Genomic DNA, 17,216 nt, shown 5'->3' with positions numbered 1-17,216 from the left:
AACTCGTTTAATTCATTTCTTTACAATTATTCAGCTAACGTCCTTAAAACTCAAAATCTATTGCATATCAGGATCGACGGGCAACTGATTAGGCAATAATTGAATTGGGCAATGCTGCCTAAGATGATAAGTTTTACCCATGCTTAAAAGTGGATCAAGAACACTAATGAAACGCCCGCCAAGAATATTCATAAAATCTCGAGTGATTGGAGAGTTCTTTACGCTTCGACCATTGCCACCTTTTAAATTTGAAATACGCGATTTAAAAATACTTTTTACATTCTGTTTAACCTGACTTCCAGAAGATCGAAATTGAAATTGGCGATACTTTTCCAAATAAAGTCTACGTGCGCGCTCATTTTTTTCCCTTATTGCTGAGTATTCACTACTAGACTTATCCGTATTCCAATTTCTGAAATGATGGAGACTAACCGCCTTTGTATATACCAGATCAAAGCCCGAAAACAATACCTTTGCAGTTAAGTCGGGATCGATCCCATAATCTCGAAACGCCTCGCTAAATCCACCAACTGCTTTCAATACATCAGTCGTTAACATGCCTTGATTGATGTTTAATACCCCTATGTCGGAAATCCCACCGATGTAAGGCGCATCGACGAATGGACCCTGCACATCCTTGGTTTTTAAGCCAACCATCCCGATTTCCTTGTTATTCTCTAATATTTTTAAGGCAATATCTAAGCCTCGATTTACTACAACATTATCATCACTTAACCAGCAAACGTAAGGCGTATCGATTTTCGAAAATACATCGTTGTAAGCTTTAGCCTGCCCTAGCAATTTACCTATCAACAACGGTATATTCGTTTCGGAACGAACTGACTCTAAATATTCAACTGTACCGTCGGTAGATCCAGCATCGGTAATATATAACTTATATGGCGTTGTAGTTTCCCTTTGTATACTTTCAACGCAACGTTTTATTTGATCGATTCGATTGTACGTTCCAACGACAATAGATAATTTTGGACCTAAAGAATTCATTGAGATATATATTTATTACAAATTTAATGGTTTAGAGCGCTTATAAAATGCTTAATACCTTCTTCAACATTCACCTTCGAATTGAAACCAATCAATTCCAACTTGCGTATATCACCAACTAATCGTGACGGATCTCCCGCTCTGGAAATACCGGAAAATTCGACTCTTACTGAGTCATTTTTACCCATTTCCTCAACGATCGCTTTAGCTACCAAAGCCACTGTCGTGGGTGCTCCGGTCGCCCCATTCACTACCAACGGCTCACGCGGACTCATATCTGCAATATGTCCTACCAATCGTGCAGCATCGTCAGCATATATAAAATCTCTGCACTCGTCCCCGGTCCCATCAAGCTTTAACACGCTGTTCCCTGACCCTAATTTTCGAGTTATATCCCAAAGCAATTGCTTACGTAGAGTGGGACCATAGATGGAGAAAAAACGTATGATAGCAACGTTTATTCCAAATATTCGATGAGCACCTAAACATAAATCCTCCGCCGCCAACTTATGGAGCCCATAAGGCGACATCGGATGCAATAAACTATCTTCCGCCAAAGTATCATCTTCAGATTCACCATAAACGGCAGCACTTGATGGATATACCAGTAATGCATTTGGTGCCAACCGCCTCAAAGCGTCGATCACCGTTGCCGTGGTAAGCACCGTCCTTTCAAACTCTTTTAACGGCGTTTCCCAGGACTTACCGACAGAACCAGTACCGGCGCAATGAACTAACACCCCCGGTTTTCCTACATGTTCAATTAAAACCGACAATGAATCCGAGTTGATATCTCGTTCAACCCAGTGAGAGATACCCCATATTGAAGGCGTAAAGTTTTCTGCGGCATGCCCAATGCCAGACACCAACCAACCTTGATTAGCAAAATGACGTGCGACATAACGCCCCAAAAATCCGCTTGCACCGGTAATAATGATATGTCTAGTCACCGAAAACACCTTTTTTGATCATTTGCTTTTTTATTATAAGTATCAATCCAAACAACCTCATTCTTTACAGTCGATTCTTCGAATTTAATTCAAACCTATTTGAAACTAGTTTCGTCAAGTTTCTCTTTCAACGCCTTTTTCTCCGCCTGGCACGAAGCTAACTTATCCGTGGTTTTCGCGAGTTTTTCTTTCAAAGTGACGTTGCTAGCTTTTTGGTCTTTTAATTTGCGGCTGGTTTCTGTAAGCTTAATTTTAAAGTTCGCGTTTTCGGCTTGTTTCGCAATTAAAGCTTCAGTCGCTTCAGAAAATTTGGCACGTATTAAACTAGTATCTTCAATCTGCTCCTCTGATTGTTTACTAATTTCCGTCCGTTTGCCTGTAACCGCGTCAACCTTAATTTCTTGAAGTTCCAATTCGCCATTAACTTGGGCGAGTCTGCTGCTCAAGTTAGCTAATTCTTGCAATCGAAGCTTCATCTCCTTATTCAGTTCGTCGAGTTTTGTCTGGAGCGCTCGATTGCGACTAATAATTTTACGATTGAAATCAAGAGCAATATGTTTGTCTATTCTCTCAGCCCAAAGCGCGGCATTAATGTCATCCAGTTCGTTTCCGTCCCTAACCAATAGCTCGGAACGAGCAACGACATGCTTATTCGAAGAATCAAAACGGAAGCCACCATTTCGTAAAGACGACATGCTTTCTGTATTTAATTGCTTAAACGCCTGTCGAATAATCTCCATCTGAATTGTGTCGCGTTTTAGCAGAAAATAATTTCTGGTTTGTCCATCGAGAGTCCGTCTCACAACTTGACTTAACGACTCATCGAAAATTAGTTGGGCAAGCACATTGTCCTGGTTGATGTGAACCGCCCCGTAACCATTGTCGTTCATAGCCTTGAGCATTTCAGACAATCTTGTTGTCCGCTGGTCGTCGAGGTTTTTGTTGGAAATTTCCAACATGATGATGGCGTCGGAATGTGCGAGAGTTTCCGAAGCGCCATCCAAAACCTCATATTCAGCCCCTTCTACATCGATTTTAACTTTGTCTATCCGATCGACGCCATGCTCGCGCATCACAGAATCGAGCCTGCGAATCGGCAAATTCAGAATCTCGGCTGTTTCGGATCGGTTTGTGTCGAATATGCCGCTAAACGACGGATTGGCGGCCGCATAAAACTTAACTTCACCATCATAACTACCAACACATGCGCCGATCCGAGTTACACGCTCCTCGAGCGCATTCAATTGGAGGTTTTCCTTCAACAAGGACATGGACCGCTCGTCGGGTTCGAACGCATAGACTCGACCGGCATCGCCTAGTCGTTTTGCGGCCCCAAGTGTATACATTCCGAAATTGGCGCCGATATCGACGACAATATCTTCCGGATTCAGGATCGCCATAAACAAGCTGTAATCCCAAATTTCCTGTACAAACCCGTAGTAAATGTCGCAACCTAAGCGATCGCCCAAATTTACTCGGATAGTCATCGCGTCAAATCCGTCTAATTCCCTGACATCAACCTTTCCGTGCGGATGCAAAGTTTCTCGCCACCGCTGCAAATGCTTGGAGAACATGGATGCGTAGATATTTTCACGCAACACGTCTGGTAAAAGCGCATAAAGCGCCCGAAGTTGTGACTCCGAAATTGATTCGGTAAATTTGTCGGAGAAAACCATCGTTGTTTTTTGCTAAACCGGAACGCCAGTTATGATTTCCACTAGTCGGTCGATTTGAATTCCCAATGCCGCTAACACCTCTGCATTCGCGCCCGAGGGAGGTACGTTTTTCAATCCCATCGAGACGATCGAACCTCTATATTGCTCCCACTGCATCGCCGCTCTGAAAATGGCATCCCCTTGCCCACCGATTTCGTAATGGTTATCGAGGCAGTAAACTTTCTCACACGTTCCGACTGCCGTCCGTAACCAGTCGCTATCCACCTGATTCAACCAAGGCAGATTAATCACTTTTATACCGATACCTTGGCGTTCGGCTGAAATCAGAGCGGCTCGCACGGCGGCGCTCAGTACAACCGGACCCGAACCAACCAGGGCAACGTCGTCGCCTTCAGTCACTACAACTCCAATTCCGCATTTCGGCAGGTAAGCATCCGGCAATCGATACGGAATTTCCCACGGCAACGACACCAAGCGGATATAACAACTACCCGGCGCCTCGTTGATGCACCAATCCAATAACGGCCCGACTTCGGCTTCGCAACTCGGTTCGACGATGGTCAGGTCGGGGATCGCCGCCAGCGCGGAAATGTCGCGCACCGCTTGGTGCGAATGGCCGGGACCGCCGGGTACCACGCCGGCCAGCGAACCGACGTAAATGACCTTGGTATGCTCGGTGGCGTTGTTGTAGATCTGCTCGTTGGGACGGGCCGATAGGAAGCAAGCGAACGAATGCACGATGGGCAACAAGCCTTTCAGCGCCATGCCGCCGGCCATCGACACCATATCCTGCTCGGCGATGCCGCATTCGAAGAAACGCTCTGGATATTGGTCGCGAAACGGGATCAGGCCGGTGTCCAACACCAAGTCCGCGTCCAGCGCGACTAGATTGGGATGTTTGGCGGCTTGTTCCAGCAGCGCACGCGAATAAGCCGGAATCAAACGTTGAGCGGTGTCCGGCGGCGGCGCGGTAGGCTCTCGCTCGATGGCTTCGAACTCTAGCGGTTCCAGCCCCAATTCGGCGACGCGGAGCTTCAATCGATCCATCAACTCCTGCGCGGCGCGGCGGTAAGACGGGCCGTCCGGCGCTCCGCTGTGAAAACGGTACATCGCCACGTCGGAATCCAGCGAGGTGTGCTCCATGAAGGACACACCCTTGCCTTTTACCGTGTCGGCGATGATCACTTTCGGCCTGGCGTCGTCGCGAACCTCGGCCAGGGTCGCCGCCAGCGCCCCGACATCATTGCCGTCGCACCTCGCCACTCGCCAGCCAAAGGCGTTCAGCTTGGCTTCCAAATCGCCCAAGTCCGAGACATTTTTGACAAAGGTATCCGACTGCAATTTGTTGTGATCAATGATCGCGGTAATCTCGTGTAAGCCGTGATTGACCGCCGAGGCCAACGACTCCCAAAACTGGCCTTCCTGCAACTCGCCATCGCCGGTCAACACCATGACGCGACCTTCTTGCTTCAGTAAGCGGTTGGCTTGCACCATGCCCTTGGCCTTGGAAATGCCCATGCCCAGCGAGCCGGTGTTGGTGATCATGCCAGGCGTGCCGACGTCCGGATGGCCAGGCAAACCGTCAATGCGCCGCAATTTGTGGATTAATTCGAACGGCAGTTTACCTAAGGCCATCAGCACTGAGTAATAGCCCGGCGCATCGTGACCCTTGGAACTGAAAAACAAATCGCCCGCCGCTTTCACGTTGTCGGCGATATCCAATTCTTCCAATAGCAACCAGCTGAATATCTCCATGCTACTGAAACTGCTACCGATATGGCCGGAACCGGCGCGAGCGATCATGTACAGCGTATTCAACCGACACATGTCGGCGAGTAGCGCCACGCGCTCGGTTGCCGGCAATTCCGTGCGGCGTATACGCTCGAACTGCGGGTAATCCAAATAATACAGGGTGCCGTCTACGGCTTGTCCGGCTAAATCGCCCATCTAAACTCCAAATTGTTATGCGTCGGCCGAGTACGGCGCTATGTCGATCATCGGTAGGGTGGCTTGACCGTTCGCCAACAAACGTTCTGCCAGCCACCAATCTTCGGGTTCGTTGATGTCATAGCCTTCCAGACCTTGACTGATAAACGGAATGATCGCCTCGCCGGCGATACTGTGTTGTTCCAGCGGCACGCGGGTCCAGGCCAATTCCAGACTGGCATCCTGCGCGTAGACCTCGGGCAATGCCGCGTATTGGCTGCTGTGCCAAGGCGTGTCGCCGTTGCTGAACGGCATCAGCGGCAACATCCGTTGTCCGCGCACCACCCACATTTTGCCTGGATGCTGCTTGCATTTTTCGATGGCGCGCAACGAGTCGGCACGAGGATCGGCGACAAAAGTCTCCCAAGCGCTGCGAATGGTAGTCGGCAAACGAAACGGACTGGTCGGACGCAGAATGCTGAACGCATCGAATGTTCGGCCTTGCTGATTTAGTTGCTCCAGCATCCAAACCACCCATTCGATATCAGGCGACTTATCGCCGGAAATTGCGGCATCCCGCAAGAAAGGCACTTCGGCGCCATAATGTCGGGCGACCGCGGCATACTGCTCGCTGTCAGTCGCGCAAATCACCGCGTCGAATACACCGCTGTCTATAGCGGCGCGTACCGAATATGCCAACATCGGATGACCGGCCAATTCCAGCACGTTTTTGTTCGGCACCCGCTTGGAACCGGACCGGGCCGGAATGAACGCCACTACGCGCGGTTTGGAGACGTTCATACCTGATCGTTCCGAACCAAAAAGGAAATATTCTTCAACTCGGAATACACGTCCAATGCCTCGACGCCCGGCTCCCGCGTGCCGTTGCCGGATGCGCCGAAACCGCCGAACGGCATGTGCGGCTCGCTACCGTAAGTCCCGATATTGATGTTCACCACCCCGGCCCTGACTCGTTGGGCAAACCACATTGCCCGATCGACGCTCCCGGTGTGGATCGCCGCAGTCAAACCATATTCACCGGCGTTCGCTAAGGCCAAGGCTTCCTGCAAGCTATCGACCGAATATAGAGTCGCGACCGGCGCGAAAATCTCTTGGCAACTTAAGCCGCCGTTGGGGTCCACGCCTTCGATCAGGGTGGGCTTGACGTAATAGCCGCCCGCCAGCGCCACTGAATCCGGCGCTGCGCCACCGCATAAAACATTGGCTCCGCCGTTGGCAGCTTCGGAAATCGCCGCGAGGGCCGCCGCGTGCTGGCGGGTATTGATCAGCGGGCCCAAATCGCAACCCGCTTCGACGCCCAACTTCAGGGATTCGGCCTTGGCGACCAGTTTTTCGACGAAGGCCGAGTAAACCGAACGAAACACGATGATGCGGCTGCCGGCGGCGCAACGTTGGCCGGCGTTGCTGAACGCCGACAATGCCGCCCAATGCACGGCTTGATCCAGGTCGGCATCGTCGCAAACCACAAACGGATTTTTGCCGCCCAATTCCAGCGAAACCCGCGCCAGCCGCTGACCGGCGGTCGCGGCTATCCAACGCCCCACCGCAGTAGAACCGGTAAAACTGATTACGTCCACGCCAGTATGCTCTACCAAGGCCGCGCCGGCCGGCTGGCCCAGACCTTGAATCACGTTGAATACGCCGTCCGGCAATCCGGCTTCTTTAGTCAATTCGGCAAACAGTAAAGCAATACGCGGCGAATCTTCGGCGGCTTTTAACACCACACTGTTGCCGCAAATCAGTGCCGGAAAGGTTTTCCAGGCGATGTTGGCGATCGGCGTATTCGCCGGCACGATCAAACCCGCGCATCCGCGCGGCTGACGCACGGTGTGACTGTATTTGCCCGGCATGCCGGAAGTCAACGAGCGGGCATACAAACGCATGCCCTCGCCGGCAAAGAATTCGCCTTGCATGATAGCGCCGCCTACCTCGCCCTTGGCGTCTTGCGGCGGCTTGCCGGTCTCGACCGCGATGCAGTCGGCCAGTTCGTTGGCGCGTTGCTTCATCAACGCTACGATGTCGGTCAGGACTTGGCCGCGCCGCACCGGTGTCAGGCCCGACCATTCGGCAAGAGCGGACTTCGCGGCGACCACCGCATGGTCGACGTCGGCAGCGCTGGAACTCGATACTCGATACAACAAACGACCGTTATGCGGATTAAACTTATCCAGCCAAGCCTGGGATTGCGCGACAACGGGGCGTCCCGCTATCCAATTTAAGATGTCCGTGACTGATTCGCTCATGCTTTAAATTGCGGTCCAGCCGCCGTCCACCACTAAGTTAGATCCGGTCATATATTGCGATGCGGGACTGGCAAGAAACAGCACCGCACCGTTGTACTCCTGCTTGTCAGCCATGCGTCCGACCGGAATCCGCCCGCAATAAGCGTCCAAAAATGCCTGCTCCTGCTGGTTGAAGACGCCGGCTATCGTCAACGAATTGACCCTGACGCCCGCTTTGCCCCAATAAGCCGCCAAATAGCGGGTCAGGTTTAAAATGCCGGACTTTGACGCCGAATAGGCTACCGGTTTGAAAAACACCTCGCCGCGTTGGCGACGGTATTCGTACAGACTTTGATCCGGCGACACCACGCCGTAAATTGAGCTGACATTGATGATGGAGCCACGACCGGCCTTCGCCATCAAAGCTCCAAACACTTGACAGCACAGATAGACGCCTTTCAAATTGACGTCGATCACCTTGTCCCAGGAAGCTTCCGGGTAGTCTTCGAACGGGCCGTTTTCTTCCGGTGGCGCCGACGGTGGCGAATCGATCGCGGCGTTATTGATTAATACGCTAGCAACCCCAAAGCGCTCGGCAATCTCGCTGGCCGCTTGTTCCAGAGTGGCCTTGGCAGTGACGTCCACCGGGTAAAATCCAAAATGTTCTGGGAATTCGGCCAGCAAAGCCTCGCTGGCCGGCGAAGTCCTGGCATCCAAACCAACCACGCGGGCACCCCGTTCCAAGAAGGCCCGCGCGTATTCCGAGCCGAGTTGGCCGGATACGCCGGTAATCAATACCAGTTCCCGGCTGACGTCGAACAAATTATCGGCTGACATGAATCATATCCTCCTCAGCCTTGGACTCGGCCTGCTTGGCTTGGACAATGGCATCGCAGATTTCCCTAACCGCGCCGAAACCACCGGGTTTGGCGGTACTGGCAATGACGTAAGGCAAGACGTCAGGGTAGGCATCGGCCACCGCTACCGGTAAACCGACCACTTTGAATGCGGGGATGTCGTTAATATCGTTACCGACAAACAGGGTCTGCGCCGGATCGACACCCAGGTTTCGGCACGTGGAAAGAATTGCCGCCGCCTTGTCTTCGATCGCTTGCAGACAATCGATTTTCAGCTTCTTCGCTCTCGCGGACACCACCGGATTGGCCTCGGTGGAAATAATGAAGGTTTTGACGCCACTGTCGCGCAAGCGGGAAAGGCCCAGCCCATCGCTACGCCAGCAACGGACCGATTCCTTACCCTCTTGATCGACGAAAACCGTGTTGTCGGTAAACACGCCGTCGAAATCGAATACGACGAGTTCGACAGCGCTCAACAGTTGTCGACTAATATTCAATCGTCACCCTCTTTAAGCCGCGTCGATATCGGAATACTGTAAGGCCTCTCCCTTTGCGATATCCCGCTTGGCCACGCAACCGATGACCCGATTGGCTTCCCGCACCGGAATGTATTGAGTCCGAAAAATCCGCCCGGACAGGGCTTCCAGATCGATGGCCTCGCCGGCCTTGATATCCCGGTAGGCGACCAAGGACTTACCTAGCTTTTTAAACACCCGTTCCTGACCCAGCGACTCCTCAGCCTTGCGCGGCATCATCGCCGGTACCCGGTGGATATCTCGTACGAACTTACGAAAACCCTCGTGCTCCAGCGCGAAACTATGGTCGGTGCCTCGCCAGGCACGATTCAGCGTGACGTGTTTTTCGAACACTCTGCTGCCCTTCATGTATGCAATGGGACCGGACAAGGTGCCGTTAAAGTGATCGGACAAGCCAATCGCGCATTGTGGAAATTCCTTAATCAACAGTTCGATGTTTTCCAACCCCAAGCGATCGTATTCGCAAGGATATTCGGAAACGCAATGCAACACCGCGACTTGACTGTTGTGTTCCAACAGCAAATTGACGCTGGCGCGAATTTGATCGATTTTGCCTCCGCCGATACTGATCACGACCGGTTTGCCTTTTTGAGCAATACGTTTGATGAACGGCAAATTGCCCAAGTCAAACGACGCGACTTTCATCAAATCGACGCCAATGTCTTCCAACAATTCGAGGCTCGGCTCGTCAAACGGGGTCGACATGAACTTAACGCCATGTTCCGCGCAATCCTGTTTCAGGATCGACAGCCACTCCGGTTTTAATTCCAGCTTTTCGCGATGTTCGCCGTAGGTGTCGGCAAATGCGTTTTCGCTATCGTAGGATGCTTCGTAAGCGTCTTGAGAAAATAAATATCGATTGTTACGAGTTTGAAACTTGATGGCGTCGGCACCGGCTGACGCAAAAACCCTGATGTATTCCCTGGCAACTTCCAAGTCGCCTTGATGATTTTGACCGACTTCAGCAATGATAAACGCCTTATCGCCCAGCTTCTCTTTTCCAAACATTAGCCCTCCAGATCAGTCGGCGGATGATACCATCCGACTGTACTTTTGGGCAATCCGAAAACTGCATTTGGCGATCGATCGGTGTGGCGCGTTATTACTTGAAGAACCTAACGAATGCCGGATGTTTCACACCGAACGTTCGCGATTAACGATCATAAAGACGCCACATCGCCCCGGCAAATCGAAGTTGTTAGCATGATTCATGCGATTGACAGTGTTCCGATACCTGATTGGGACTGCATCCGTTGACTTTCGCAGTGATAAAGATTGAACTCACGAAAAAATCTCAGCCAGACCCAAAGCGCCTGCCTGCTGATCCTTGCCCGACAAAATCGGCAACTGACCGCCTAGAGGCCACTCAATGCCGATCTCGGGATCGTTCCAAATAATGGCCCGCTCCGCCGCCGGCGCATAGTAATCCGTCGTTTTATATAAAAACTCCGCCGACTCGGACAGCGTCAAAAACCCGTGAGCAAAACCGGCCGGTATCCACATTTGCCGTTTATTTTCCTCCGACAGTATCTCGCCAACCCATTGCCCGAAAGTCGGAGAGCTTTTACGAATATCGACCGCGACGTCAAAAACCTCACCCTGGATCACTCGAACTAATTTGCCTTGCGCATTTGGCGGCAATTGATAATGCAAGCCTCGGAGTACGCCTTTTTGGGACTTGGAATGGTTGTCTTGAACGAAGCGGGGATTCAAACCGGTCAACACCTCAAATAACCGTTCATTGAAGCTTTCGAAAAAAAAACCTCGCTCATCGCCAAACACCTTGGGCGAAAATAAAATCACATCGGATATTTCTAATCGATTAGCTTCCATGAGTTTTCTGTTAATAAAATAAATTAAATGCCGGCAATGCTCTTAAAGTCATCGGTAAAGTCATTGCCACTGGGGTGAATTGAAAGCGCTTGTCGAAAATATTCCATAAAGCGCCCGGCAACCTGATAAAGAACAGGGGCTAGCTCATGTAACGCACTAAAATGTCCGGCAGTTTCCGCGTAATCGATTTCGTAATCATGAGCCGCCAAATTGCGTGCGGCGCGACACAAATGCCAAACTTCCACCGATTCGAGCACATCTATTTTTTTCATAAAAACCCAATACCTTAAGAAAAAAGTCGCTCGATTCTCCCGATAGCAAACTAGCATGGCGCATGGCAGCAGCCAGCGTATCCTGTAGCTTGGCAAACCGCTCATTGATTGCCGCCAGAGTTTCAAACAATTCCACATTCTTTTTCTCCGATCGCAACGTATCTGCAAGTAGTGGCCAATCAATTTTCCGGCTGGAGGCATTCAGAAAATACGCACAGCGCTGTATGGCCTCCAATAAATCAGCCAGACGTTGTTGCTCTGCTAACAGTGCGGCTTGGCTCATTGCCGAGCTTCCAATTTTACCGATTTGGATTTAGCTATCACTTCAAATGGTTTGGCTTCGGCGTCCCTGGATTTGCAAACCAGATCGACGGGCAATCCCAATGCGTGCTCCAACTGCATTTTTATTTGCGCACGCCGAAGCGAAGACGGCAACAAATTGGACTCCAAGAACAGGTCTATATCGCCGCCTTTTGCCCTATCATCAGGCCTGGAACCGAACAAATAAACGTCTGTGTCCTCTCCGGCAATTTGCCAAATAGTTCGCAAGATCAAATATTTCTGCTGCTCGTTCAAACTCATGGCCTAGCATTTTATTTTCGAATATCAACCCGTTTGTTAAAACACCTGCTTATCGAGCAATCCAAGCAGGTATTTTCCATAGCCGTTTTTTGCAAGTGGCTTCGCCAGTTCTTCGATTTTTTCATCGCCAATCCAACCATTGCGCCAAGCGATTTCCTCGGGGCAGGAGATTTTCAGGCCTTGCCGGGATTCTATAGTCTCGATGAAATTGCTGGCTTCAATAAGGCTGGCATGGGTACCGGTATCCAGCCAAGCGTAACCCCGTCCCATGATTTCGACGCTCAACTGCTGCTCGGCCAAATAGATTTTATTAACGTCGGTGATTTCCAATTCGCCGCGCGGCGACGGCTTTAATTCCGCGGCGATATCGACAACCCGATTGTCGTAGAAATACAGACCGGTAACGGCGTAATTACTTTGCGGCTTGATCGGCTTTTCTTCCAACGATGTGGCCTTGCCGGCGGCATCGAAGGCAACGACGCCGTAGCGTTCCGGATCGTTGACGTGGTAGGCGAACACCGTGGCTCCGTTAGCCTGTTCCGTGGCGCCTCTTAGCTGAACGTGCAAATCGTGACCGTAAAAAATATTGTCGCCCAACACCAATGCACTCGGACTGGTCCCGATGAATTCTCGACCGATAATGAAGGCTTGCGCCAAGCCATCCGGACTGGGTTGCACCGCGTATTGCAGGTTGATACCCCAATCGCTGCCGTCGCCCAGCAATTGCCGAAACAGCGGCGTGTCCTGGGGCGTGGAAATCACCAGAATATCGCGTATGCCGGCCAGCATCAGCGTACTGAGCGGGTAGTAAATCATCGGCTTATCGTAAATCGGCAACAACTGTTTCGAGACGGCCTTGGTGACCGGATACAGCCGCGTACCTGAGCCGCCGGCGAGAATAATGCCTTTGCGATTTGCCATGACTAATTTCCTAAAATTTCCGCCAACATCCGCTCCACACCCATTTGCCAGTCGGGCATTTGGAGATTGAACGTGGTTTGCAGTTTTTGGGTGTCCAAACGCGAGTTGAGCGGACGTTGGGCCGCCGTTGGATATTCGCTAGTCGCAATCGCCTTGACGTCGGCTTCGGCGGCTTTCAGGATTTCGCCGTGTTGGCGGGCAACGCTAAACACGTGTTGGGCATAGGCATGCCAACTAGTGGCACCAGCACTGGCCAAATGATAAACCCCGGAGACATCGGGTTTGCAGACGGTAGCTCTTAGCGCATGGGCAGTCACGTCGGCGATCAATTCCGCGCCGGTCGGCGCGCCGATCTGGTCAGCTATCACCGCCAATTGCTCGCGTTCCCGCGCCAAACGCAACATGGTTTTCGCAAAATTGTTACCGCGCGCGGCGTACACCCAACTGGTTCGGAATATCAGATGTTTGGCGCCGGACGCTTGAATCGCCTGTTCGCCGGCCAACTTGCTGCGGCCGTAGATGCCGAGCGGATTGACCGCATCGTCCTCTAGCCAAGGACGTTCGCCGCTGCCGTCGAAGACGTAATCGGTCGAGTAGTGCACTAGCCAGGCGCCGCATAAACGGGCCTGTTCAGCGATGACTTGCGGGGCTGACGCGTTAATCGACTGGGCCGTTTCGGCGTCGCTCTCGGCTTTATCGACGGCGGTATAGGCAGCGGCGTTGACGATCGCGTCCGGAGCGAGCCGGCGAATCGTGTCGGCGATGCCCGCCGCATCGGCCAAATCGCCGCAGTAGTCGCGGCTGTGTCTATCCAAGGCCACCAGCTCGCCAAGCGGTGCCAGGCTACGCTGTAGCTCCCAGCCGACTTGACCGTTTTTGCCAAACAGTAGAATCTTCATACTATTAGGCTTGGCGCTCCGCGTAGTTTTTGTCGAGCCAGGATTGGTATTCGCCAGACATGACGTTTTGCACCCAATCCTGATTCGCCAAATACCATTCCACCGTCTTGCGGATGCCGGTTTCGAAAGATTCGGCCGGCTTCCAGCCCAGTTCGCGTTCCAGCTTGCCGGCGTCGATCGCGTAGCGGCGGTCGTGACCGGGGCGATCGGTGACGTAGGTAATTTGCTCGGCATAGGACTTGCCATCGGCGCGCGCTTGCAGTTCGTCGAGTATCGCGCACAGCACGTTGACGACGTCGAGATTGGCCTTTTCGTTCCAACCACCCACGTTATACACCTCGCCAACCTTGCCGGCTGCCAGCACTCGGCGAATCGCGCTGCAATGATCCTTGACGTACAACCAATCGCGAATTTGCTGGCCGTCGCCATAGATCGGCAAAGGCTTGCCGGCCAACGCATTCTGGATGCACAGCGGAATCAACTTTTCCGGAAAATGATACGGGCCGTAATTGTTGGAACAATTGGTGGTCAGCACCGGCAGGCCATAGGTATGGTGATAAGCGCGCACTAAATGGTCGCTGGCGGCCTTGCTAGCCGAATAGGGACTGTTAGGTTGATACTGGTTGGTCTCGGCAAACGGCGGATCGATTTTTTCCAGCGATCCGTAGACCTCGTCGGTGGACACGTGCAATAAGCGAAACCCGCTTTTGCCGGCTTCATCCAGCCCGCCCCAGTAGGCCCTGATTGCTTCGAGCAGGCGGAAACTGCCGAGCACGTTGGTTTGAATGAAATCTTCCGGACCGTGTATCGAACGATCGACGTGCGATTCGGCGGCGAAATTGACAACGGCCCGGATTTGATACTGCTTCAACAAATCCAACACCAAGCCATAATCGCCGATGTCGCCCCTGACGAAGACGTGCCGGCCGTCGCCTTGCAACGTCGCCAAATTTTCCGGGTTACCGGCATAGGTCAGCTTGTCCAGATTCACGACGGCTTCGTCGTGTTGCGCCAACCAATCCAAAACGAAATTGCTACCGATAAATCCGGCGCCGCCGGTCACTAATAAAGTCATGAGTTGCTGTCGGCCAGTTGCCAAGCCGGTTCAAGATTGGGTTAACCGCATTCTAACGTAGGTCTACCATGACTTGTCCAGTGCTTAAACGCTCAAGGCAAAAACAAACAAAACCGCGCTCCGCCGAGCCGACTGCGGTTATCGACGCGGACATAGCCACTCTGCTCGCCGTTTTTATGTAAAGCGGCAATCACCGACACAAAAAACAAGCCCAGACCGGTATTGCCGCCGATCCAATCCAAATCGACGCTGCCGCTCAGATCGGCGTCGAGTATCTCGGATGGATACCCCTTGCCGTCATCCTCGATCGCCAACCGCAAATAGCCGTCTTGCTCGACGGCGCTGACCAGCACCTTCTCCCGCGTATAACGCAGCGCGTTGTTCAAAATCGTCGCCAACGCATTGCTTACTTGCGGGTAATCGCAAAAACACAACAGATCGTCCGGACATTCGATGACCACCTCGACATGTTTCAACCGCGACAAACGGCTTTGTTGGTCTCTGGCCTCGTTCAGAATGTCGATGACCGGATAGGCGTCGACCATCAAGCAAAACTTATCGGCATCGATTTTATACAGTACCAACAACTGCATCAGAGTGTGATTGATATGGGTCGCCTCGAACTCCAACTGGTTGATGTCCTCGGCACGATCCTGATACTTCACGGCCAATTGCCGGGTCAGTTCCAACAAAATGCCCAACGAATTCTTAATATCGTGGACGGTGGACGCCAGCACCGCCGGAAACATCCCGGCCTGATCCGCCCGCGCCGTCATCGATTAGATCCGTTCCGAATGGGCGTGCAGCAACTTGGCGTACTCGATCTGCAAAATGCCCAATTTATGCGGGTCCACTCCGACCTGTTTGGCTTTCTTGAATAAGGCCTTGGTGCGGCGATTTTTCTCCTCGTCGAAATCGTTGGCTTTCAGATCGTGGATCATGATTTTCAGCATATTCAAGATGATGGTTTTATTGTCCGGCAAGTTGACGATGGCCTGCTCGAACAAATCCAGGGCTTCCTTGAACTTGCCCTGCTTGTACAAAGCCACGCCGCGGTTATTGGCGGCAATCAACGCCTGTTTGGTTTTTTGAATCAGGATTTCCGAATGATTGTGCAGACCAATGTCGCTCTGCATCTTGCGGACGGCGTTGAGAAACGCGTCGTCGTCGATGTGGTATTTGATCAAATCGTACAAAATTTCCTCGGCCTTGCCGTGCTGGTCGTTCTGGAAACAGGCCTTGACCACCTCCAACTGCAATTCCCTGGGCGCCTTGTTGCCGAGCAAGCCCGCCAGCTGGACGGTGCGTTGCAATGCCTTGTCCGCCGCCTCCTCGTTACCCAGTGCCTTGAACACCTCGATTTCCAGCGCGCTAGCCCGCAAATCGGCCTCGGGCTGGTTTGCGTATTCCTTACGCATTTCTTCCAGGACTTGCAGGGCCTGAGTACCCGCATTGCTTCGCGCATAAAGCCTTGCCAACCCGGCATAATCGGCGCTGGAACGATGCACCGAATGCTTCCCCAATTTAACAACGTTTTTATAGGCTTTTTCGGCGGTTTCCAGATTGCCGTTTTTGTCGGCGGTTTCGGCCAATTTTTTCTGCCGCAGTATCGATTGCGGCGACAACTCCAAGGCTTGATGCATCACGTTCTCGACGTCGCCGTACTGGTCCAGCGCCTCGTAGGCCTTGCCCAACCAATCGTAACATTCCATCAGCATCGGATTTTCGGCCATCAAGCTACGGAATCCGGCAATCGCCTGTTCGATGTTATTGTTCTGAAAATCGATGACGCCCAAGCCTATCCTGGCCCAGGACAGCTCGCGCTGGTGCAGCACTTCCTGATAAATCGCCCTGGCCTTGTCGAAATCGCCGACGGAAATCGCCAATTCGGCACGCAATTTCAGCAAATTCAGATGCATTTTCTTGTCGCTCTCGGCTAGCAAGCGGTCGCACTGTTGTATCGCCAGCGGCAAATTGCCCTTATCGATGGCTCGCTCGACCGGCGCCAAAAAATCCTTGCGGGAGAAATTACGACTTAGCCGGCTGATCAATTGCTGCGCGTTGAACGGCTTGGTTAGGTATTCGTCGGGCTTGCCTTCCATCGCGCCCAAGACCGCGGCGGTGGATTGTTCGGCGCTGATCATCACGAACACGCAACGATAGTCGATCAAGCGGCGGAAGCGCGCCTCCTCCAACACCTGCTGGCCGTTCTTGCCGGGTCCCAGGTTGTAATCGCACAAGACGACGTCGAAACGGGTTTTAGTCATTGCCACGATCGCAGCCTGACCGCTGTCGGCCTCGCTGACCTGATCGGCATCCAGCGCGTACAACATCTCCCTGATCGCCTTACGCATCACCGGATTGTCTTCGACGAGCAAGGTCGCCTTGCCTAATAAACTGAATTTCATTGCCGGTTAAACATTAACAAACGGTTCAATCGC

At 52.3% G+C, this 17,216-nt stretch carries 17 protein-coding genes; all 17 read right to left on the bottom strand.

The features are described 5' to 3' along the window. Positions 1–57: 57 nt before the first annotated feature. Positions 58–1,005, bottom strand: a complete 948-nt coding sequence (locus ACQE3E_RS08855; RefSeq protein WP_313728341.1) for a glycosyltransferase — start codon at positions 1,003–1,005, stop codon at positions 58–60. 23 nt (positions 1,006–1,028) lie between these two features. After that, positions 1,029–1,955, bottom strand: a complete 927-nt coding sequence (locus ACQE3E_RS08850) for an NAD-dependent epimerase/dehydratase family protein (protein WP_313728342.1) — start codon at positions 1,953–1,955, stop codon at positions 1,029–1,031. Positions 1,956–2,050: 95 nt separating this feature from the next. Then, positions 2,051–3,631: an FkbM family methyltransferase gene (locus tag ACQE3E_RS08845; RefSeq protein WP_313728343.1), complete on the bottom strand. Its 1,581-nt coding sequence runs from the start codon at positions 3,629–3,631 to the stop codon at positions 2,051–2,053. 12 nt (positions 3,632–3,643) lie between these two features. Further along, positions 3,644–5,578: a transketolase C-terminal domain-containing protein gene (locus ACQE3E_RS08840; protein ID WP_313728344.1), complete on the bottom strand. Its 1,935-nt coding sequence runs from the start codon at positions 5,576–5,578 to the stop codon at positions 3,644–3,646. A gap of 15 nt (positions 5,579–5,593) precedes the next feature. Continuing rightward, positions 5,594–6,358 (bottom strand): acylneuraminate cytidylyltransferase family protein, encoded by a 765-nt coding sequence (locus ACQE3E_RS08835; RefSeq protein WP_313728345.1) that lies wholly within the window; start codon positions 6,356–6,358, stop codon positions 5,594–5,596. Then, positions 6,355–7,821, bottom strand: coding sequence for an aldehyde dehydrogenase family protein (locus ACQE3E_RS08830; protein WP_313728346.1), 1,467 nt, complete (start codon positions 7,819–7,821; stop codon positions 6,355–6,357). Before ACQE3E_RS08830 ends, ACQE3E_RS08835 begins: the two co-directional genes overlap by 4 nt. 3 nt (positions 7,822–7,824) lie before the next feature. Then, positions 7,825–8,637: an SDR family oxidoreductase gene (locus ACQE3E_RS08825; protein ID WP_064030816.1), complete on the bottom strand. Its 813-nt coding sequence runs from the start codon at positions 8,635–8,637 to the stop codon at positions 7,825–7,827. Then, on the bottom strand, positions 8,624–9,154 hold the full coding sequence (locus tag ACQE3E_RS08820) for a KdsC family phosphatase (RefSeq protein WP_064030817.1): 531 nt from the start codon (positions 9,152–9,154) through the stop codon (positions 8,624–8,626). Before ACQE3E_RS08820 ends, ACQE3E_RS08825 begins: the two co-directional genes overlap by 14 nt. Positions 9,155–9,166: 12 nt before the next feature. Then, positions 9,167–10,201 (bottom strand): N-acetylneuraminate synthase family protein, encoded by a 1,035-nt coding sequence (locus ACQE3E_RS08815; RefSeq protein ID WP_064030818.1) that lies wholly within the window; start codon positions 10,199–10,201, stop codon positions 9,167–9,169. 273 nt (positions 10,202–10,474) lie between these two features. Next, the gene (gene rfbC / locus ACQE3E_RS08810) at positions 10,475–11,026 is read right to left on the bottom strand and encodes a dTDP-4-dehydrorhamnose 3,5-epimerase (protein ID WP_313728348.1); all 552 of its coding nucleotides are present in this window, start codon (positions 11,024–11,026) and stop codon (positions 10,475–10,477) included. A gap of 195 nt (positions 11,027–11,221) precedes the next feature. Next, positions 11,222–11,581 (bottom strand): hypothetical protein, encoded by a 360-nt coding sequence (locus ACQE3E_RS08805; RefSeq protein WP_313728351.1) that lies wholly within the window; start codon positions 11,579–11,581, stop codon positions 11,222–11,224. Further along, the gene (locus ACQE3E_RS08800) at positions 11,578–11,880 is read right to left on the bottom strand and encodes a nucleotidyltransferase domain-containing protein (protein WP_409521089.1); all 303 of its coding nucleotides are present in this window, start codon (positions 11,878–11,880) and stop codon (positions 11,578–11,580) included. Before ACQE3E_RS08800 ends, ACQE3E_RS08805 begins: the two co-directional genes overlap by 4 nt. 36 nt (positions 11,881–11,916) lie before the next feature. Continuing rightward, positions 11,917–12,801, bottom strand: coding sequence for a glucose-1-phosphate thymidylyltransferase RfbA (rfbA, locus tag ACQE3E_RS08795; RefSeq protein ID WP_071159778.1), 885 nt, complete (start codon positions 12,799–12,801; stop codon positions 11,917–11,919). A 2-nt stretch (positions 12,802–12,803) separates the two neighbouring features. Continuing rightward, complete coding sequence (gene rfbD, locus ACQE3E_RS08790) at positions 12,804–13,700, bottom strand: dTDP-4-dehydrorhamnose reductase (protein WP_427501525.1); 897 nt, start codon at positions 13,698–13,700, stop codon at positions 12,804–12,806. A gap of 4 nt (positions 13,701–13,704) precedes the next feature. Next, a complete protein-coding gene (gene rfbB, locus ACQE3E_RS08785) occupies positions 13,705–14,775 on the bottom strand; it encodes a dTDP-glucose 4,6-dehydratase (protein WP_064030823.1) in 1,071 nt (356 codons plus the stop codon). 92 nt (positions 14,776–14,867) lie between these two features. Then, on the bottom strand, positions 14,868–15,551 hold the full coding sequence (locus ACQE3E_RS08780; protein WP_313728352.1) for a sensor histidine kinase: 684 nt from the start codon (positions 15,549–15,551) through the stop codon (positions 14,868–14,870). A gap of 3 nt (positions 15,552–15,554) precedes the next feature. After that, positions 15,555–17,183 carry a response regulator gene (locus ACQE3E_RS08775; protein WP_313728353.1) on the bottom strand — a complete coding sequence of 543 codons (1,629 nt, stop codon included), beginning with the start codon at positions 17,181–17,183 and terminating at the stop codon, positions 15,555–15,557. Positions 17,184–17,216 lie beyond the last annotated feature (33 nt).

The organism is Methylomonas sp. MED-D, from assembly GCF_050276835.1.
Lineage (GTDB): Bacteria > Pseudomonadota > Gammaproteobacteria > Methylococcales > Methylomonadaceae > Methylomonas > Methylomonas koyamae_A.
The sequence above is the reverse complement of the archived record's forward strand: the minus strand, read 5'-3'. Positions and strand labels throughout refer to the sequence as shown.